The organism is Kitasatospora sp. NPDC004614 (assembly GCF_042873675.1).
Taxonomy (GTDB): Bacteria; Actinomycetota; Actinomycetes; order Streptomycetales; family Streptomycetaceae; genus Kitasatospora.
This window is the reverse complement of sequence record NZ_JBIALR010000003.1, coordinates 493873-512424: the sequence shown is the minus strand read 5'-3', so window position 1 is coordinate 512424 and position 18552 is coordinate 493873. Positions and strand designations below refer to the sequence as shown.

Annotated in this window: 16 protein-coding genes and 3 tRNA genes; 18 read left to right on the top strand and 1 reads right to left on the bottom strand. The window is 71.3% G+C overall.

Annotated features, from left to right (window positions below):
• Positions 1–67 precede the first annotated feature (67 nt).
• The 5 genes from proB to ACFYST_RS11760 all read left to right on the top strand — a co-directional run bounded on the left by proB (position 68) and on the right by ACFYST_RS11760 (position 4920).
• Positions 68–1204 (top strand): glutamate 5-kinase, encoded by a 1137-nt coding sequence (gene proB, locus ACFYST_RS11780; protein ID WP_387643104.1) that lies wholly within the window; start codon positions 68–70, stop codon positions 1202–1204.
• A gap of 80 nt (positions 1205–1284) precedes the next feature.
• Positions 1285–1737, top strand: a complete 453-nt coding sequence (locus ACFYST_RS11775; protein ID WP_380483361.1) for a hypothetical protein — start codon at positions 1285–1287, stop codon at positions 1735–1737.
• A gap of 74 nt (positions 1738–1811) precedes the next feature.
• Positions 1812–3128, top strand: coding sequence for a glutamate-5-semialdehyde dehydrogenase (locus ACFYST_RS11770; RefSeq protein ID WP_387861524.1), 1317 nt, complete (start codon positions 1812–1814; stop codon positions 3126–3128).
• A 72-nt stretch (positions 3129–3200) separates the two neighbouring features.
• Positions 3201–3770 carry a hypothetical protein gene (locus ACFYST_RS11765; RefSeq protein WP_387643107.1) on the top strand — a complete coding sequence of 190 codons (570 nt, stop codon included), beginning with the start codon at positions 3201–3203 and terminating at the stop codon, positions 3768–3770.
• 88 nt (positions 3771–3858) lie between these two features.
• A complete protein-coding gene (locus ACFYST_RS11760) occupies positions 3859–4920 on the top strand; it encodes a hypothetical protein (protein ID WP_387643108.1) in 1062 nt (353 codons plus the stop codon).
• 17 nt (positions 4921–4937) lie between these two features.
• Here the strand turns inward: ACFYST_RS11760 and ACFYST_RS11755 are convergent, their stop codons facing one another.
• Positions 4938–6011, bottom strand: coding sequence for a M48 family metallopeptidase (locus ACFYST_RS11755; protein ID WP_387643109.1), 1074 nt, complete (start codon positions 6009–6011; stop codon positions 4938–4940).
• A gap of 198 nt (positions 6012–6209) precedes the next feature.
• Between ACFYST_RS11755 and ACFYST_RS11750 the strand changes: the two genes are divergently transcribed.
• The 13 genes from ACFYST_RS11750 (at position 6210) to ACFYST_RS11690 (ending at position 18550) form a co-directional block, all read left to right on the top strand.
• Positions 6210–6410: a hypothetical protein gene (locus ACFYST_RS11750; protein WP_387861523.1), complete on the top strand. Its 201-nt coding sequence runs from the start codon at positions 6210–6212 to the stop codon at positions 6408–6410.
• Between the two features lie 185 nt (positions 6411–6595).
• Positions 6596–6745: a hypothetical protein gene (locus ACFYST_RS11745; RefSeq protein WP_387643111.1), complete on the top strand. Its 150-nt coding sequence runs from the start codon at positions 6596–6598 to the stop codon at positions 6743–6745.
• A gap of 102 nt (positions 6746–6847) precedes the next feature.
• The gene (gene nadD / locus ACFYST_RS11740; protein WP_387861521.1) at positions 6848–7513 is read left to right on the top strand and encodes a nicotinate-nucleotide adenylyltransferase; all 666 of its coding nucleotides are present in this window, start codon (positions 6848–6850) and stop codon (positions 7511–7513) included.
• A 17-nt stretch (positions 7514–7530) separates the two neighbouring features.
• Positions 7531–9771: a LytR C-terminal domain-containing protein gene (locus ACFYST_RS11735; protein WP_387861520.1), complete on the top strand. Its 2241-nt coding sequence runs from the start codon at positions 7531–7533 to the stop codon at positions 9769–9771.
• Positions 9772–9982: 211 nt separating this feature from the next.
• Positions 9983–10420: a ribosome silencing factor gene (gene rsfS / locus ACFYST_RS11730; RefSeq protein ID WP_387643114.1), complete on the top strand. Its 438-nt coding sequence runs from the start codon at positions 9983–9985 to the stop codon at positions 10418–10420.
• Entirely contained in the window at positions 10417–11064 is a 648-nt protein-coding gene (locus ACFYST_RS11725; protein ID WP_387861580.1) for a histidine phosphatase family protein, read from the top strand. Before rsfS ends, ACFYST_RS11725 begins: the two co-directional genes overlap by 4 nt.
• Positions 11065–11211: 147 nt before the next feature.
• Positions 11212–11284: transfer RNA gene (locus ACFYST_RS11720), tRNA-Ala, on the top strand.
• 38 nt (positions 11285–11322) lie between these two features.
• A tRNA-Ala gene (locus ACFYST_RS11715) sits at positions 11323–11395 on the top strand.
• 179 nt (positions 11396–11574) lie between these two features.
• A tRNA-Ala gene (locus ACFYST_RS11710) sits at positions 11575–11647 on the top strand.
• A gap of 92 nt (positions 11648–11739) precedes the next feature.
• Entirely contained in the window at positions 11740–13032 is a 1293-nt protein-coding gene (locus ACFYST_RS11705; RefSeq protein WP_387643115.1) for a tetratricopeptide repeat protein, read from the top strand.
• A gap of 381 nt (positions 13033–13413) precedes the next feature.
• Positions 13414–16287: a leucine--tRNA ligase gene (leuS, locus tag ACFYST_RS11700; protein WP_387861518.1), complete on the top strand. Its 2874-nt coding sequence runs from the start codon at positions 13414–13416 to the stop codon at positions 16285–16287.
• Positions 16288–16730: 443 nt separating this feature from the next.
• Positions 16731–17507: a hypothetical protein gene (locus ACFYST_RS11695; RefSeq protein ID WP_387643117.1), complete on the top strand. Its 777-nt coding sequence runs from the start codon at positions 16731–16733 to the stop codon at positions 17505–17507.
• A 116-nt stretch (positions 17508–17623) separates the two neighbouring features.
• On the top strand, positions 17624–18550 hold the full coding sequence (locus tag ACFYST_RS11690; RefSeq protein ID WP_387861516.1) for a DegV family protein: 927 nt from the start codon (positions 17624–17626) through the stop codon (positions 18548–18550).
• The last annotated feature ends 2 nt before the right edge of the window (positions 18551–18552 follow it).

Here is an 18552-nt window from a genome sequence, read left to right as displayed (position 1 = left end):
TCGTACCGTGTCTGCCGAATGGCTACATTGCGGGCGTACAGGACGTCGTGTCGGAAGGGTCGGACTGATGGTGGATCAGTTGCTCCGCGAGGAGGTCGTCTCGGCGCGGCGGATCGTGGTGAAGGTCGGATCGTCGTCGCTGACCACCGCTGCCGGCGGGCTGGACGCGGACCGGGTGGATGCCCTGGTGGACGCGTTGGCGAAGTCGCGGACGGGCAAGGACGCGCCGGAGATCGTGCTGGTCTCGTCGGGTGCGATCGCCGCCGGTCTGGCGCCGCTCGGGCTGGAGAAGCGGCCGAAGGACCTGGCCCGGCAGCAGGCGGCGGCCAGTGTGGGGCAGGGCCTGCTGGTGGCCCGTTACACGGCGTCGTTCGCGCGGTACGGGGTGCGGGTCGGGCAGGTGCTGCTGACCGCGGAGGACGCCAGCCGGCGGGCGCACTACCGCAACGCGTTCCGGACGCTGGAGCAGTTGCTGACGATGGGCGCGATGCCGATCGTCAACGAGAACGACACGGTGGCCACCGCCGAGATCAAGTTCGGCGACAACGACCGGCTGGCGGCGCTGGTGGCGCACCTGGTGCGGGCAGATCTGCTGGTGCTGCTGTCCGACGTGGACGGCCTGTACGACGGCGACCCGTCGAAGCCCGGCAGCAGCCGGCTCGACGTGGTGCGCGGCCCGGCGGACCTGGCCGGGGTGGAGGTCGGCAGCGCCGGCAAGGCGGGCGTCGGCACCGGCGGCATGGTGACGAAGGTGGAGGCGGCCCGGATCGCCACCGGTGCGGGCATCCCGGTGGTGCTGACGGCGGCGAGCCACGCGGCCGACGCGCTGGCCGGCCGGCCCACCGGCACGCTGTTCCTGCGTACCGGCAGCCGCTCCGCGGACCGGCTGCTGTGGCTGGAGCACGCGTCCACGCCTCGCGGCACGCTGACCCTGGACGACGGGGCGGTGGCGGCGGTGGTGCACGGCGGGAAGTCGTTGCTCCCGGCCGGAGTGACCGGGGTGGACGGGGAGTTCACCGCGGGTGATCCGGTCGACCTTCTTGGCGAAAACGGTCACATCGTCGCCCGCGGACTGGTCAACTTTGATGCGAGGGAGTTGCCCCGTCTGCTCGGCCGGTCCACGCGAGAACTGGCCCAGGAGCTCGGTGCCGCGTACGAACGCGAGGTCGTCCACCGCGACGACCTGGTCGTGCTGCGCGGCTGAGCGCGGGCGGCGGGCCCGGTACGGGGGGTGGGAGCAGCGGGCCGGGGGGCCCGCGCGACACGCTGAATGGGAGGCCGCCGGTGGTTCGCAGGCGGGAGGAAGCGCTGCCGGGGCAGAGGTCCGAGCGGCGGCTCACCAGCATCGAGGGCGGCCGGGGCGTCGAGGAGCAGGAGGGCGTGCGGGAGCCGGAGCAGGGCCGGCTGTGGCACGTGGTGCTGAGTGTGGCCGGGGCGGCGACGCCGCTGCCGGAGCTGCGGGCGGCGCTGGAGAAGCTGGCGCACGACCATTCCTTCTTCCTGACGGCCCGTTACGCCGCCGACCACGCCGAGGTCCGGTACTGGGAAGAGGCGCGGGACCTGCACGACGCGGCGGCGATCGCGCTGCGGCTGTGGGGCGAGCACAAGGCCAGCGCGAAGCTCCCGGCGTGGGAGATCGTCGGCCTGGAGGTGGTGGACCGCCCGACGTACCACAAGCGGGTCGCGGAGGGCTTCGGTGGACCGCTGCCGCAGCTGGGCGGGGTGCACCCGTACTGACGGACGGGGGCGCCGCGTCTCAGCGGGCGAAATGTCCGCCGGGGCGGGGTGGGTGTCTCGCTAGGCTTGGTGCCATGAGTGACCTCACCGCCACCTCCGACAGCCCCGTCCTCGCCGCCGCGCGCCGTGCCCGGGAGGCGGCCGCCGCCCTGGCGCCAGTGCCGCGTTCGGTGAAGGACGCCGCGCTGCTGGCGATCGCGGACGCGCTGGTCGCCCGGGCCGGTGAGATCACCGCCGCCAACGCCGAGGACGTCGACCGGGCCCGCGCGGCGGGCACCGCCGAGTCGGTGATCGACCGGCTGACGCTGAACCGGGACCGGATCGCCGCGATCGCCGCCGACGTGCGCAGCGTGGTCGGCCTGCCCGACCCGGTGGGCGAGGTGGTGCGCGGCTACACCCTGCCGAACGGGCTGGACGTGCGCCAGGTGCGGGTGCCGCTGGGCGTGGTCGGCATCATCTACGAGGCCCGGCCGAACGTCACGGTGGACGCCGCCGCGCTCTGCCTGAAGTCCGGCAACGCGGTGCTGCTGCGCGGCTCCGGTTCCGCGTACCGCTCCAACACGGCGTTGGTGCAGGTGCTGCGCGAGGCGGTCGCCGGGGCGGGCCTGCCGGCCGACGTGATCCAGCTGGTGCCGGGCGAGAGCCGCGAGTCGGTGCAGGAGCTGATGCGCGCCCGCGGCCTAGTGGACGTGCTGATCCCGCGCGGCGGCGCCTCGCTGATCCGCACCGTGGTGGAGGGCTCCACCGTCCCCGTGATCGAGACCGGCACCGGCAACTGCCACGTGTACGTGGACGCGCAGACCGACCTGGCGATGGCCGTCGGCGTGCTGCTGAACTCCAAGGCCCAGCGGGTCAGCGTCTGCAACGCCGCCGAGACCCTGCTGGTGCACCAGGACGTCGCGGACGCCTTCCTGCCGCTCGCGCTGACCGCCCTCGCCGAGGCGGGCGTCACCGTGCACGGCGACGACGCGGTGCTGAAGGCCGCCGAGGGCACCGGTGTGACGGCCGTCCCGGCGACCGAGGAGGACTGGGGGACCGAGTACCTGTCGCTGGACCTGGCGGCCGCCGTGGTGCCCTCGCTGGAGGCCGCCGTGGAGCACATCCGCCGCTGGTCGTCCGGCCACACCGAGGCGATCGTCACCACCTCGCAGGCCGCCGCCCGCCGCTTCACCCAGCTCGTCGACTCCACCACGGTGGCCGTCAACGCCTCGACCCGGTTCACCGACGGCGCCGAGTTCGGCTTCGGCGCGGAGATCGGCATCTCCACCCAGAAGCTGCACGCCCGCGGCCCGATGGGCCTGCCGGAGCTGACCAGCACCAAGTACATCGTCACCGGCGACGGCCACGTGCGCGGCGAGGCCCGGCAGACCGTCGGCGGCCTCGGCAGCTGAATGCCGCGGGCGTCACATACCCGATCGGCCCGACCCACAGACAAACGCCCCGGCCGGTAATACATTGAATCCGTGGCTGAGGATGTGGGGGGCTCGCCGTACTCCGACGGCGCCGACCATGGTGATGCGGACGACGAGTTCGCCACCGTGGTCTTCGACGAGAGCTTCGTCCGCTCCGCCGCCGTGCACGAGCCGAGCGCCCGGGAGCGGCAACTCGCCGCCGCCGAGACCAGGTTCGAGCCGGATCAGGCCGGTGCGGCCCGGAGCTACGAGTTCACTTCCGGGAGCGAGGTGCTGCCGCTCGAGCTGCGCCCGCTGCCCGGCGGACTGGACGAGGACCGCTTCTACCCCGACCCGTGGTCGGGCGGCGACCGGCAGCACCGGCGCACCCGCCGCTCGCGCCTGCGCGCGTTCGACCCGCTGCGCGGCGGGTCGGTCGCCCAGCAGCGCTGGCACCGGCCGGTGGCCTGGGTGCTGGCCCTGGTGATGGGCATCGGTGTGGTCGCGCTGGCCGTCGCCGCCGTGTACCGGGGCGTCGGCAACGCCCCCGAGTCGCCGGCCAGGCCGTCCAGCGGGACCAGCAGCCCCAGCACGACGCCCTCGGTGCAGCCGCCCGTGACGGCGGCCGTTCCGGCGGGCTGAGCGGGCCGCTCCGCCGATCACCGGTCGTGGCGGTCTCGTTACCCGCGCCCCTCTCGTCGCGCGCGGCGGGCGAGCCTACCCTGGTCTCATGGGTGACCGGCGCGAGCCTCCCGAGGGCACGCCCGAAGGTGGCTCCAACGATGACGAGTTCCGGTCCGTCGTCTTCGACGAATCGTTCGTGAAGGCTGCCCGGATCCAGGAACTGTCCGCGCAGGAACGGCTGGCCGGCGCGTTCGGCCGGGCCACCCGGACGCGCGGCTGGGGCTGGTTCGGGTCGTTGCCGCGGCAGGCGGTGATTCTGCTGCTGCTGGTGGCGATGGCGTTCGCCGCAGCCGTCTACTTCGGTGTCAGCTCCCCGCACGGCCAGGCCGTGCCGCCCAGCGGCGCCCAGCTGACGTCCGTCGTCACCCCGCTCAGCCCATCCGCCACGGTCGGTGCCGTCCCCGACCCCGCCCACCCGTTCGCCGCGCTGCCGACCGGCTACGCGGACGGCCAGGGCGGCTTCAACATGCCGCCCGCCTCGTCCACCGCGCACTTCGGCGGGACGGACGTGCAGCGCGCCCTGGACTCCGTCCAGCACTACCTGGTGGTCTCCGAGCTGACCCCCGCCACCCTGACCGCCAACGAGACCGGCCAGGTCCGCGAGCTGCTCACGACCGGCGAACTCGCCCAGTACGACGACAGCGTCAACACGCCGCGCGACGACCAGCACCACGCCGCCACCGGCTGGATGGTGCGCTTCGACCCCGGGCAGGTCGCCCTGGCCACCGACACCGTGAAGGTCAACGGCGGCGTCCAGGTCGGCGAACTCAACCCCGGCACGCTGGAGATCACCGCCGACCACACCCTGGTCTACGCGCTGCGTCCGGCCGGCACCACCAGCGACCCCTCGGTCACCCTGTACTCGGTGCGCCGGGAGGTGCGGATCGACATCGACCGGGCCGACCTGGACGCCGGACGCGTCCGGGTGGTCGATTCCATCGTCCAGGCCGGGCCCACCGGCTGCGGCACCGTGCAGAGCGACTACCTGCAGCCGATGCTGGCCACCGCGGCGGGCGTCCACCCGAGCACCCCGCCCGCCGTGAACCCGGCCGACCACAGCCGGCCGGCCTGGCAGACCTGCGGGGTGCTCGGGCCGATCACCCGCTGAGCCGCTTGTCGGACCGGTCAGTCCTGCTTCTCGCCGGTGCCCGCGCTGCTGCCGTTGCCGTTGGTGCGGCCGGCGCCGGTGAAGGTGTCGCGGAGCTTGCCGCCGACCGTGCCGACGCCGTTGGTGAGGTCGCGCAGCAGGCCCATCAGCGGGTCCTTGCTCTCCTTCACCGACTGCGAGTACGAGTCTGCGGCGGCCTTCCACTGCGCGCCGATCGAGGTGTCCGGGTCGTCACCGCGGCGCGGGTACGCGCCGGCCATGATCGAGCGGTACTCCTCGCTCTCCGCCCACTTCTTCAGCTGCGCCACCCGAACCACCGCGAACGGGTGGGTCTGCGGCAGCACCTGCAGCAGCTTCAGCACGCTGTCGCGCAGGTCGCCAGCCTTGTCGTACTCCGCGGCCTGCTCCAGGAACGCGTCCACGTTCATCTCGGCCATGTGCGCGCCGCCGGCCAGCTTCATCAGGCCGCGCATCGACGCCTGCAGGTCCTGCCCGGCCAGCAGACCGGCCCGGTCGCTGGAGAGCTCGGCCTTGCGGAACCACTCCTTGAGCGCGGTGATCACCGCGGTGATCGCCAGGTTGCCCAGCGGCAGCCAGCCGATCCGGGCCGCCAGGTTGGTGAGGATCAGCAGCATCGTCTGGTACACCGCGTGCCCCGACATCGCGTGACCGACCTCGTGGCCGATCACCGCGCGCAGCTCTTCCTCGTCCATCAGCTCGATCAGGCCGGTGGTCACCACGATCACCGGGGTGTCCATGCCGATGCAGTACGCGTTGACCTTCGGGTCCTGGGTCACATACAGGTCCGGGACCTTCTCCAGGTCCAGCACGTACGCGGCGTCCCGCACCATGTCGTACAGCTCCGGGAACTGACGCTCCGAGGTCTTGACCGCCGTGGCCAGGAACAGCAGGCGGACGCTGCGCTCCGACACCAGGCCGGCCAGCTTCTTCAGGATGTCGTCGAAACCGCTCAGCTTGCGCAGCGCCACCAGCCCCGAACGGTCCGCCGGGTGCTCCCAGGCACGGGTGGAGATCTCCGGGAACCGCTGGCGGCGGCGGCTCGGCGCGTTGCCCTTGGTCATGTCGGTCATTGAGTACCCTCCTGGATCGACGCCGGCACCGGCTCCCGTGGCCGGCCCCCGCTGCTTCCTCTTAACGTCGCTGTGTCCGCACTCGTCCCCGGGCGCCACGGTACGCCGTCCGCCCGCACCGTCCGGGCGGGGTGTGGGGGCGGGAACGGCGATAAACGGGTCTACCCTGGCTGTGCCGTACCGAAAAGGAGCCCCGTGATGTCCCCTGCCGACCTGGTCCAGCTCGCCGGACCGATCTCCAGCGAGAACGGCCCCGGCCTGTTCCTGAGGATCATCCTGATCGCCTCCTTCGTCGGAGTCGGCCTGCTGATCTGGGCGATCGCCCGGGCCAGCCGCGACGGCGCCAAGCGCGACGCCGAGCGCGAGCGGGCCCGCGCCGAGGCGGCCGAGCGGGGCTGAACCCCGACCCGGTGAGCCCCAGGTCATGAGCCCCACGACCCGGCGGTGGCCAGGGACGACTCACTGGTGGTCAGACGCGGTGGGCCGCCGCGCGGTTGCGTGTCAGGCCCCCGTACGATGAGCCCCGCGGGCCGCACGGTCCGTGACCGCCTGGTCCTCACCGAGCCGAGAAGGTCCCGCCGATCATGACCTCTGCTGCCCTGCCCGCCCTCGCCGTCCTCGCCGAGGAGGGCGGAAACCACGACAGCCTCAACCCCTTCCTGACGGGTGGCGCGGCGCTGGCCATCCTGCTGCTGCTGCTGTTCGTCACCACCCGCTTCAACCGCGACCGCTGACCCGGTCGCGCCGCCGCCCGGCGCGGCGGGTGGACACGGAGTGCCCCGGGCCCGCAACGGGCGGAATCCCCGGGACACCCGGGTCGCGTAAGGTGTGGCGCCATGAGAAAGCAGGTCGACACCTCTGGGACGGACGCCGCGCAGGGCACCCCAGCGCCGGCCAGTGCGCCGCGCGGGCGACGCCGGCTGGGAGTGATGGGCGGCACCTTCGACCCCATCCACCACGGACACCTGGTGGCCGCCAGTGAGGTGGCCAGCGCCTTCCACCTGGACGAAGTGATCTTCGTCCCGACCGGGCAGCCCTGGCAGAAGTCCGACCGGCAGGTCTCGCCGGCCGAGGACCGCTACCTGATGACGGTGATCGCCACCGCCGAGAACCCGCAGTTCTCGGTCAGCCGGATCGACATCGACCGCAACGGCCCCACCTACACCGTCGACACCCTCCGCGAGCTGCAGGCCCTGCACCCCGACGCCGAACTCTTCTTCATCACCGGCGCGGACGCCCTCGCCCAGATCATCTCCTGGCGCTCCTCCGAGGAACTCTTCGACCTCGCGCACTTCATCGGCTGCACCAGGCCGGGCCATACTCTCTCCGACACCGGCCTGCCGGTCGGCGGCGTCTCGCTGGTCGAGGTGCCCGCCCTCGCCATCTCCTCCACCGACTGCCGGATGCGAGTCGCCAAGGGCGAACCCATCTGGTACCTGGTGCCGGACGGCGTGGTCCGTTACATCCACAAGCGGGCGCTGTACGCGTCGGCCCGGCCTTGATCCCCGGGAGGGACCGCATGACCGGAACGTCCGACGACGAACAGTGGTACGGCCGCCAGCCCCAACCGCCCCACCAGCAGCAGCCCGGATACCACCCCCCGCAGGGATACCAGCAGCAGCAGCCGTACGAGCAGCAGGCGTATGAGCAGCAGGCGTTCGAGCAGCAGCCTTACGAGCAGCAGGCGTTCGAGCGGCAGCCCGGGTACGAGTCGACCGGGTACGGGTCGTCCGGCCACGGGCAGTCCGGGTACGGCGGCCAGGGCGGGTACGGGCAGTCGGGCCAGGGGCAGTCCGGGTACGGGCAGTCCGGGTACGAGCAGCAGCAGGGGTACGGGCAGCAGGGGTACGCGCAGCAACAGCCGTACGGGCAGGCAGATTCGTACGGCGGGTACGACCCGCAGGGCGCACAGCAGGTCGGGCAGCACGGGGCGTACGTACAGGACCCGTACGGCGGCGACCAGTCCGGGCATGGGCAGCAGGCCGGATACGCGCAGCGCGGCCAGGTGGCCCAGGGGCTCGAACAGCACGGGTTCGAACAGCACGGGTACGGACAGCAGTTCGGTGGTCAGCAGGGGGCCGGGCAGCCGTCGGCCGGAGGGACGGCGGGCGACGCCTACGGGCAGCAGGCCCAGGACCCCTATTACGGACAGCAGCAGCCCGCGCAGGGGTTCTACCAGCAGCAGCCGCAGGTGCCGGGGCAGACGCTGGGTGCGCAGGCACCGGGTGGGCAGGTGCTCGACGGCCGGGTGACCGAGAGGCCGGGGGCCGCGGGGCAGGGGATCGCTGGGCAGGGGACCGCCGGGCGGGTGCCGCCGCAGGCCGGGGTGGCCGGGCGTGGGGGCTCGCCGGTGAGTCCGACCGTCGCGGGGATGTCGCCCCGGGTGCGGGCCGCGGCGTCGGCTGCGGCGCCGGAGGCCGAGGCACTGTCCGAGCCGTCCGAACTGGTCGGCGGACGGGCAGCTGCTGCGGCCGCCCGGGCCAAGAGCGCAGTCGACGACTCCTACACCACGGGCGAGTTCAACTTCGTCGACGAGCAGACGGAGGACTCCGAGGACGCCATCGACTGGCTGAAGTTCGCCGAGTCCCGCAGCGAAGTCCGGGCCGAGCGACGGCGGCGGCTGCGCAACCGGCTGATCGCGCTGCTGGTGGTACTGGCGGTACTGGCGGCCGGAGCGGCGGGCTACCTGTGGTGGTCCGGCGCGTTCTCCGGCGCGAACGACTCGACCAATGCGGCCGGCGGACGGTACGTCAACGTGGTGCACCTCCGCGAAAAGGGGGGCAAGGTCACCACCGCGCTGCTGGTCGACGACCAGGACGGGCGGAAGGCGACCGTGCTGCTACTCCCCGACACCCTTCAGCTCCCCAGCAACGGCGAGACCACCACCACCACCGTCGGCCAGGCGATGGACGCCGTCGGTCTCTCCGCCACCCGCGACGGCCTGAACACCGTGCTGGGCGCCAAGGTGTCCGGCACCTGGCGGCTGGACACCCCCTACCTGCAGGTGCTCGTCACTCAGCTCGGCGGCATCAAGGTGGACACCAACGCCGAGGTGCGTGAGGAGAACAAGCCTGACGGCAAGGTGCTCGCCGCCGCCGGCAAGGACGTCCTGCTGACCGGCCCCGCCGCCGTCTACTACGCCACCCTGCAAGCGCCCGGCGAGGGCCGGGATGCCCAACTCGCCCGTTTCGGGCAGGTGATGGCGGGGGTGATCAACGCGATGCCGGTCGCCTTGGCGGACGCAACCGATGACGTGCACCGGATGATGTTCGTCCCCGACCCGTCGCTGCCGGAGAAGGCGCTCGCCGGCGTCCTGGTCAACCTCTCCAAGCAGGCGAAGGCCGGACACCTGGCCACCACCCAGCTCACCGTCAAGCCGGACGGCACCCTGGACGACGCCACCGCCGGCAAGCAGGTGAAGGACATCCTCGGCGGTGCCCTCGGCTCGACCAAGGGCACCGGTGGCGCCACCCGCGTCACTGTGATCAACGCCTCCGGCAACGACAAGGCGGCGCTGGCCGCAAAGGTGATCGTCAGCAACTCGGGCATGGAGCCGCTGCCGTCCACCGCACAGGCCTCCGCGCAGGCGACGTCCGAGATCCGATACACCGACGACGCCAAGAAGGATGCGGCGCGCACCCTGGCCATCAGCCTGGGGCTGTCGGACTCGGTGGTGAAGAAGGTCACCGACTCGCAGAACGCGGACCTGGTGCTGATGCTCGGCAAGGACTACCAGCCGCCGCAGACGCCTGGGCAGTAGCCCGCCGGCTGCGCGGCCTGACTGGACGGCCTGGCTGGACGGCTTGGCTGCGTGGCGCGGGTGTGAGGGCCGGCTGTGCGGCCTGGGTGTGAGAGCTGGTTCAGGCGGCCCGGTTATGCGGTCGGGGCCCCGGGGTGGAAATCACTCCGGGGCCCCGGCGCGTTCGTGAGATCCTGGGAAGGTATCCCCACAGCCGATCCGGAAGAGCATCGTGACCGTCACCGACCGAAGCCAGGAACTGATCACCGTCGCCGCGCAGGCGGCGGCCGACAAGCTGGCGCACGACATCATCGCCTTCGACGTCAGCGAGGTGCTGTCGATCACCGACGCCTTCCTGATCGCCTCCGCCGCCAACGACCGCCAGGTCCGCGCGATCGCCGAGGAGATCGAGGACCAGCTGCGCGAGAAGCTCGACACCAAGCCGGTGCGCCGCGAGGGCGAGCGCGAGGGCCGCTGGATCCTGCTCGACTACCTGGACATCGTGGTGCACGTCCAGCACTCCGAGGAGCGCTCCTTCTACTCGCTCGACCGCCTGTGGAAGGACTGCCCCGAGCTGCCGCTCCCCGAGGACGCGCTGGCGACTCGCAACCGGCCCGAGAACGCCGTCACCGACGCCGCCGGTAACGCCGTCTCCGGGGGCGACCTCTGAGCCGCTCCGCGACGTGGCCGCGCATCGTCCTGTGGCGGCACGGCCAGACGTCCTGGAATCTCGAGTCGCGGTTCCAGGGCACTACTGACGTCGATCTCACCGAGCAGGGGCTGTTCCAGGCGCAGCGGGCCGCCCGCCTGCTCGCCGCGCTCCGCCCCGACCTGCTGATCTCCTCCGACCTGACGCGGGCCCGGCGCACCGCCGCCGAGCTGGCCTCGCTCACCGGTCTGGAGGTGCACCACCACGAGGGTCTCCGCGAGACCTTCGCGGGGGAGTGGCAGGGGCTCACCAACTCCGAGATCCGGGATCGGTATCCGGAGCAGTTCGAGGCCTGGGCCCGTGGAGAGCCGGTCCGGCGCGGCGGCGGTGAACTCTCCACCGAGGTGGCCGACCGGGCCGTCCCGGTGGTGCTGGACGCCGTTGACAAGCTGCCCGAGGGCGGCACCCTGGTGGTGGTCAGCCACGGCGGCACCATCCGCACCATGATCGGCCGACTGCTGGGCATGGAGCCGCAGTTGTGGGAGCGCTTCGGCGGTCTCTCGAACTGCTGCTGGTCGATGCTCGGGCAGGACGCGCGCGGCTGGCGGCTGCAGGAGCACAACGCGGGGACGCTCCCTCAGCCGGTCATCGGCGACGAGACCTGAGGCACGACCTGAGGCGGTGTCGGCGGCGGGACCTGAGGGTTTCCCGGCCCGGATTTCACAGTTCCGGCTCTGACCAGCTAGAGTCTTCCTCGTTCGCAGCGACGAGGAACGCAGACGGGAAACCGGAGGCGAGAGTCGCGGAACTGCGGGGCTATAGCTCAGTTGGTAGAGCGATTGCATGGCATGCAATAGGTCAGGAGTTCGATTCTCCTTAGCTCCACTCCGCACCGATGGTCCGTGAGTGGTCGTCAGTGTTGCGGGGCTATAGCTCAGTTGGTAGAGCGATTGCATGGCATGCAATAGGTCCGGAGTTCGATTCTCCGTAGCTCCACAGCAGTTCCGCGAGGCCGCTACCCGAAACGGGTGGCGGCCTTCGGTGTTCCTGGGGCCGGCTGCGGTGTGCCCGGAACGGATTAGGGCCTGGACCGTCGACCGTGTACAGTTGTCGATGTCGCCAAGGGAAACCGCAAGGAAAACCGCAGGTGACAGCAGTAGAAGTAGTAACAGCATGGGGCTATAGCTCAGTTGGTAGAGCGATTGCATGGCATGCAATAGGTCCGGAGTTCGATTCTCCGTAGCTCCACAGTAGACCGAAGGCCGTCCCGCGAGGGGCGGCCTTCGGTCGTTCCGCCGCCTCCTCTGCCGCACGGGGCGCAGGGCGGCTACCGTCGTGCCATGGCCGATCTGGCGCGAAAACGGAACGACGAGCTCGCCCGGATACTCCACCAGCTGGGATGGAGCCCGGAGCGGCTGGCCCGCGAGGTGAACGCGGTGCTGCCGCCCAGCATGGCAATCAGCTCGACCGCGCCCTACAAGTGGCGCGACCGGGGCATGGTGCCGCGCTCGCCGCACGACCAGACCGTCTGCGAGGTCCTCGGCCGCAGTGTCGGCATCGCCGTCACGTACGAGCAGCTGTGGGGGCAGATGGGCTCCAACCGGGGCGCCAAGATGCTCTCGCCCCGGCTGCTGACCGACCCGTGGACGGCTGACACCGCGCAGACCGCGCTCCGCGAGGCCGGCGCGGATGGCGCACCGGTGCGGCTCACCGACCTGTTCCGCGGTGACGAGTTGGAGCAGGCGGCCCGGCACTGGGCCTCCCCGCCACCGCCCGTCACCGGCGGCGAGGGCGCCCTGCGGATCGCTCCCGAGCAACTGGCCGACCTGCGGCTCTCCTACGACTCCAAGCAGCGCCTGGAGCGCACCTACGGCGGCGGACTGATCCTTGATCTCGCGAAGGCCGAACTCGCGATGGTGGGGAAGCTGCTGGAGCTCGGCAACTACGACGAGCCGCTCGGCCGGGAGCTGTACGGGGCCGCCAGCAGGCTGGCCCGGCTGGTCGGATGGGCGAACTACGACATGGGCAACGACGCCGCAGCGCAGCGAGCCTTCGTTGCCGCCCTGCGGGCCGCCCATGTCTCCGGCGACTCCCGGCTCGGTGTCGGCGTGGTCGGCTGCCTCGCCGTCCAGGCCACCTACAACTCCGGCGGGCGGGGTCTGGACCCGGTGGCAATGCTGTCCACCGCGCTGCGGGCCGCCGACGACGTGCTGACACCTTGTGAGCGGGCGCTGCAACTCGGCCGGATCGCCCGCGCGCACGGCCGCAAGGGCGAGCAGATCAGCGCCGAGGCGGTCGCCGAGCGGGCGATCCGGGTGCTGGAGGGCCTGGACGGGCACGACCAGGAACGCGCCGACCTGGAAGGCATGATCGGCGAGGGCTACCTGCTGCTCGGCGAGCACGAGCAGGCCCGCGGCCTGCTGCAGGGCGCGATCGAGACGCTCACCGCGGAACGCGCCCGGGTCAAGGCGCTGTTGATGGTGCGCCTTGCCGACTCCTACCGCCGCACCGGCGAACGCAAGGACGCCGAGCGCATTGCCGACCGGGCCCGCCAGCTCGCCGCCGGCATGCAGTCCGCGCGGGTGGCGCGGGCCCTGCGCGACTTCGACACCGCGATGCGGGCGGAGGCGTAGCGAGGGCCTGGACGGCCAGGCTGCCGGAGCAGGTGGACGGACTGGCGGCGTGGGCGGACGGACTGCTGGTGCGGGCGGGGGAGTGGGCGCGGGCATGGGCTGGGGCATCGGAGTAGGCGGGAAGGTGGCTTCGGGAGTGGGCGGGGGAGTGCGCCGAGACGAGATTGCGGGCGTGGTTGGGGGATTGACGCGGTGACGCGAAAGGGTGTTGAAGGGGTGCGGTACCCTGAGCCCATGCGAACTGTGCGCCTGCTTCTTAGCCAGCCGCGCTGACCAGGACCGGCTTGGGTGCCGGAGTCGGCGTGGCGTCCCCTCCTGTGGAGGGGTTTTCTGCTTTCTACGGCCTGTTCGCTGACTGATGACGATGGAGCCTGAAGGACCATGAGCGAGACGACCCCCGCTTCCGGCGCGGCCGAAGCCGCCACCGAGCCTTTCCGCTACGGCGCCGCGCTGGCCGCCGAGATCGAGTCCCGCTGGCAGGACCTGTGGGAGAAGGAGGGGACGTTCAACGCCCCCAACCCGACCGGCCCGCTGGCCGACGGGTCGGCCGTCGCCGCGAAGCCCCACAGCTTCATCATGGACATGTTCCCGTACCCGTCGGGCGCCGGCCTGCACGTCGGCCACCCGCTGGGCTACATCGCCACCGACGTGTACGCCCGCTTCCAGCGGATGAACGGGCACAACGTCCTGCACACGCTGGGCTACGACGCCTTCGGCCTGCCCGCCGAGCAGTACGCGGTGCAGCACGGTGTGCACCCGCGAGTGTCCACCGAGGACAACATCGCGAACATGCGCCGGCAGCTGCGCCGACTGGGCCTGGGCCACGACTCGCGCCGCTCGATCTCCACGATCGACCCCGAGTACTACCGCTGGACCCAGTGGATCTTCCTGCAGATCTTCAACGCCTGGTACGACCAGGACGCCGACAAGGCCCGGCCGATCTCCGAGCTGGTCGCCCAGTTCGAGTCCGGCGAGCGCGAGGTGCCGGGCGGCCGCGCCTGGGCTGAGCTGACCGGTGTCGAGCGCGACGAGGTGCTGGGCGAGTACCGGCTGGCCTACTCCAAGGAGGTGCCGGTCAACTGGTGCCCCGGTCTGGGCACCGTGCTGGCCAACGAGGAGGTCACCGCGGACGGCCGCTCCGAGCGCGGCAACTTCCCGGTGTTCAAGTCCAACCTGCGCCAGTGGATGATGCGGATCACCGCCTACGCGGACCGCCTGATCAGCGACCTGGACCTGCTGGACTGGCCCGAGGCGATCAAGCAGCAGCAGCGCAACTGGATCGGCCGCTCCGAGGGCGCGCGGGTGGACTTCGGCGTCGGCGGTGACACCGTCACCGTTTTCACCACCCGCCCTGACACGCTGTTCGGTGCCACCTACATGGTGCTGGCCCCCGAGCACGCCCTGGTCGACACCATCGTTCCGGCCGAGTGGCCGACCGGTACCCGCGAGGAGTGGACCGGCGGTGCCGCGACGCCGGCCGAGGCCGTCGCCGCGTACCGCGCGGCCGCCGCCGCCAAGTCCGACGTGGAGCGCCAGGCCGACGCCAAGGTGAAGACCGGTGTGTTCACCGGTGCGTTCGCGGCCAACCCGGTCAGCGGCGAGCAGATCCCGGTGTTCATCGCCGACTACGTGCTGATGGGCTACGGCACCGGCGCGATCATGGCCGTCCCCGCGCACGACAGCCGCGACTTCGCGTTCGCGCAGGCGTTCAACCTGCCGATGCGCTGTGTCGTCCAGCCCACCGACGGGCGCGGCGAGGACCCGCACACCTGGGATGACGCCTTCGACACCTACGACTCGGTGCTGATCAACTCCGAGCGTGACGGCGTGTCGCTGAACGGCCTGCCCGTGGTCGATGCCAAGGCCCGGGTGACCGCCTGGCTGGCCGAGCAGGGCATCGGCGAAGGCACCGTCAACTTCCGTCTGCGCGACTGGCTGTTCAGCCGCCAGCGGTACTGGGGCGAGCCGTTCCCGATCGTCTACGACGAGAGCGGCGCGATGCACGCGCTGCCCGAGTCGATGCTGCCGGTCGAGGTCCCCGAGGTGGACGACTACTCGCCGCACACCTACGACCCCGACGACGCCGCGTCCTCGCCGAAGACCCCGCTGTCCCGCAACGAGGCCTGGGTCAACGTCGAGCTGGACCTGGGCGACGGCGTGAAGACCTACCGCCGCGAGACCAACACCATGCCCAACTGGGCGGGTTCCTGCTGGTACGAGCTGCGCTACGTCGACCCGGTCAACTCCAGCTCGGTCGTCGACCCCGCGAACGAGGCCTACTGGATGGGCCCGACCGCCGACAAGCCGGCCGGCGGCGTCGACCTGTACGTCGGCGGTGCCGAGCACGCTGTGCTGCACCTGCTGTACGCCCGCTTCTGGCACAAGGTGCTGCACGACCTGGGACACGTCTCCTCGGTCGAGCCCTTCCACAAGCTGTTCAACCAGGGCATGATCACCGCCGACGTGTACCGCGACGCCCGTGGCTTCCCGGTTCCCGCGGCGGAGGTCGAGGAGCGCGACGGCCAGTACTACTGGCAGGGCGAGCAGGTCCGCCGCGAGGCGGGCAAGATGGGCAAGTCGCTGAAGAACGCGGTCGCCCCCGACGAGATCTCCGACGAGTACGGTGCGGACACCCTGCGCCTGTACGAGATGGCGATGGGCCCGCTGGACGTCTCCCGCCCGTGGGACACCCGCGCCGTGATCGGCTCGTACCGCTTCCTGCAGCGGCTGTGGCGCAACATCGTCTCGGAGGTCACCGGCGAACTGGTGGTGACGGACGAGGAGCCGGACGAGGCGACGCTGCGTGCGCTGCACAAGACGATCGACGGCATCCGCGGTGACATGGCCGGTCTGCGGTTCAACACCGCCGTGGCCAAGGCCATCGAGCTGAACAACTTCCTGGTGAAGCGCGGTTCCACCCCGCGTCCGGTCGCCGAGCAGATCGTCCTGCTGATCGCACCGCTGGCGCCGCACATCGCCGAGGAGCTGTGGCGTCGACTGGGTCATGAGCAGTCGCTGGCCTTCACCGACTACCCGGTGGCCGACCCGGCCTACGTGGTCGATGAGACCGTGACCTGTGTCGTGCAGATCAAGGGCAAGGTCAAGGCCCGCCTGGAGGTCTCGCCGTCCATCTCGGACGCCGAGCTGGAGGTGCTGGCCCTGGCCGATCCCACTGTGGTCGCGGCCATCGGCGGCGCGGAGGTGCGCAAGGTCATCGCCCGCGCTCCGAAGCTGGTGAACATCGTCACCGGCTGACGCCACCTCTGCTGAGGCGTCGCCAGATCGGCAGGGCCGGTTGCCCCGGATTCGGGGTGGCCGGCCCTTCGCCGTCCACGGGGGTGGGAGAGCCGGTTCCCGGACAAGGGGGAGGGGGAGGGCGCGCCAGGCCCGTGGGATGCGTTGGGTCCCTCGGGCTCCTTGCGCTCCTCCGGTTCGTCGGACTACTCGGACGGGCTGGAAGCGGTGGAAGGCCTCGAACAAGGTGGCTCCGTTCTTCGTGAGTGGTTTGACGGGTAGCGCGTACTGGCGGTCTCCGGGTGATCGCTTGGGGGAAATCCCTGAGCTGTCCCTGATCTCAGGTCTCCAGGCGGTTGAAGGCATGCTGTCCATTGCCGGGCCGAGCTACGGTGGAGACCGGTGGACAGGGCGGGCCGCACTCGGCGGACCGCCGCCTGTCACGGGCGGAAGGTGGGCTCCCGATGGAAGCGCTCGGTATCGTCGTAGCGCTGGTCGCGCTGCTCGGCGTGACGCTGTTGGTGATGGCAGTGGTCGGGACGGTCAAGGCGGTGAAGGCCGTGGCCGCCAAGGTTGATCGGCACAGCTCCAACGCCCAGCGGGCAGTGGAGAACGCCGCCCTCAGGGCGAAGAGCATCACCAAGCCGGGTGACCAGGGAAAGATCGCCGGCCTCCGGCTCTCCCTGCGCACCGCGCTGGACTCGACCCGCCAGGTCCTGCAGGGCGGCCTCCCGCAGGATGGCCAGCTCGGCGACTCGCTCCAGCTCCTTGCCCGGCTCGACTCGCACGCCGCCGAACTCGACGCGGAACTGCGTCTGCTGGAGCGTGAGCCGATGACCGGCCGGGTCACCGCCAAGCTTCCGGAATTGCGCGAGCGTGCCGAACGGATCACGCACTCCGCGGACTCCCTGCGTTGGGCCGCCCAGGACCGCATGCGCCGCTTCGCCGACGACGAGCTCGCCCGCCTCAGTAAGGAATGCCAGGACGAGGCCGGTGCGCTGCGGCACTGGACTCCTGCCGAGCCCGCCGCCGACCGTGACTCCGAATTCGCCGCCGACTCTGTCTCCGCGGCCAGTGCCCGGAGTGCTGCCTCCGCCGATCACCCCGCTGACCGCCGGAAGGGAATCGGTACCGGACGCCAGAGCAGCGCCGAAGAACTGCTGGGGTTGGCTGCCGAGCCGCTCTCCCGCCTCGCCGACCGCCTGCGCAAGCCGAACCCGGCCGGACCCAACCACCCCTGACCCCGCGCCACGAGTGGGTGCTGTCCGTGCGATGAGGGTTACCCGCTGCTATGAAGGTCAAACCGCCACAGGACGGGCACTGTCATCCTGGTCCGGCGGAGGGTAACCTCCGGCTCATGCTCGGCCACCTCGCACTTGTCACGGATTCCACCGCGTATCTGCCCCAAGAAGCGGTGGACCGGCACCGCATCCAGGTGGTACCGCTCAGCGTTGCGGTCGGTGACGAGGTCTTCGCGGAAGGCGTCGAGATCTCCCCGAAGGACGTCGCCGAGGCCCTACGAGCCAAGCGCCGGGTGACCACCTCCCGGCCCAGCCCCGAAACGTTCACGGCCGCCTACCTGGCGGCCGCCGAGGCCGGTGCGCGGGGAATTGTCTCCATCCACCTGTCCGCCGAGCTTTCCGGTACGGCGGAGGCCGCTCAGTTGGCCGCCGCCACGGCGCCGATCCCGGTCAGGGTGGTCGACAGTCGGCTGGTCGGCATGGCACTGGGAAGTTGCGTGCTGGCCGCCGCGGAACTCGCCGATGCCCTCGATGCCGCTCGGGCCGAGACGGCAGTCGATCGCGCCGATGCCGAGGCGGACAGGGTCGAGACCGAAGTGGATCTGGACCAGGTCGTCTCCGCTGCCGAGCGGCGGGCCGACGTCACCAGCGGATTCTTCTACGTCGACACCTTGGAGCACCTGCGGCGCGGAGGCCGGATCGGAACCGCCCAGGCGCTGGTCGGCTCCGCGCTGGCCGTGAAGCCCCTGCTCCACCTGTCCGGCGGTCGGATCGAGCCGCTGGAGAAGGTCCGCACCGCCTCCCGGGCCATTGCCCGGCTCGAGGAGATTGCCGTCGAACACGCGGGTGCACAGCCAGTGGACATCACCGTCCACCATCTGGCCGCAGAGCAGCGGGCCGAGGCGCTGGCCGAGCGGCTGCGGGAGCGGGTACCGGCGGTGAACGAGCTCTACGTCAGCGAAGTAGGCGCCGTCATCGGTGCGCACGTCGGGCCTGGCCTGCTGGCCGTCGTGGTGGCGCCGCTCGTCGCATCCCCGCACTGAGC

What these genes read in the sequence shown, in the direction of transcription:
- ACFYST_RS11750 (WP_387861523.1), top strand. Translation starts at nt 6,210, where the DNA reads ATGTCCCCTGCCGACCTGGTCCAGCTCGCCGGACCGATCTCCAGCGAG.
- ACFYST_RS11690 (WP_387861516.1), top strand. Translation starts at nt 17,624, where the DNA reads ATGCTCGGCCACCTCGCACTTGTCACGGATTCCACCGCGTATCTGCCC.
- ACFYST_RS11705 (WP_387643115.1), top strand. Translation starts at nt 11,740, where the DNA reads ATGGCCGATCTGGCGCGAAAACGGAACGACGAGCTCGCCCGGATACTC.
- ACFYST_RS11735 (WP_387861520.1), top strand. Translation starts at nt 7,531, where the DNA reads ATGACCGGAACGTCCGACGACGAACAGTGGTACGGCCGCCAGCCCCAA.
- nadD (WP_387861521.1), top strand. Translation starts at nt 6,848, where the DNA reads ATGAGAAAGCAGGTCGACACCTCTGGGACGGACGCCGCGCAGGGCACC.
- ACFYST_RS11745 (WP_387643111.1), top strand. Translation starts at nt 6,596, where the DNA reads ATGACCTCTGCTGCCCTGCCCGCCCTCGCCGTCCTCGCCGAGGAGGGC.
- ACFYST_RS11695 (WP_387643117.1), top strand. Translation starts at nt 16,731, where the DNA reads ATGGAAGCGCTCGGTATCGTCGTAGCGCTGGTCGCGCTGCTCGGCGTG.
- proB (WP_387643104.1), top strand. Translation starts at nt 68, where the DNA reads ATGGTGGATCAGTTGCTCCGCGAGGAGGTCGTCTCGGCGCGGCGGATC.
- ACFYST_RS11760 (WP_387643108.1), top strand. Translation starts at nt 3,859, where the DNA reads ATGGGTGACCGGCGCGAGCCTCCCGAGGGCACGCCCGAAGGTGGCTCC.
- ACFYST_RS11770 (WP_387861524.1), top strand. Translation starts at nt 1,812, where the DNA reads ATGAGTGACCTCACCGCCACCTCCGACAGCCCCGTCCTCGCCGCCGCG.
- leuS (WP_387861518.1), top strand. Translation starts at nt 13,414, where the DNA reads ATGAGCGAGACGACCCCCGCTTCCGGCGCGGCCGAAGCCGCCACCGAG.
- ACFYST_RS11755 (WP_387643109.1), bottom strand. Translation starts at nt 6,011, where the DNA reads ATGACCGACATGACCAAGGGCAACGCGCCGAGCCGCCGCCGCCAGCGG.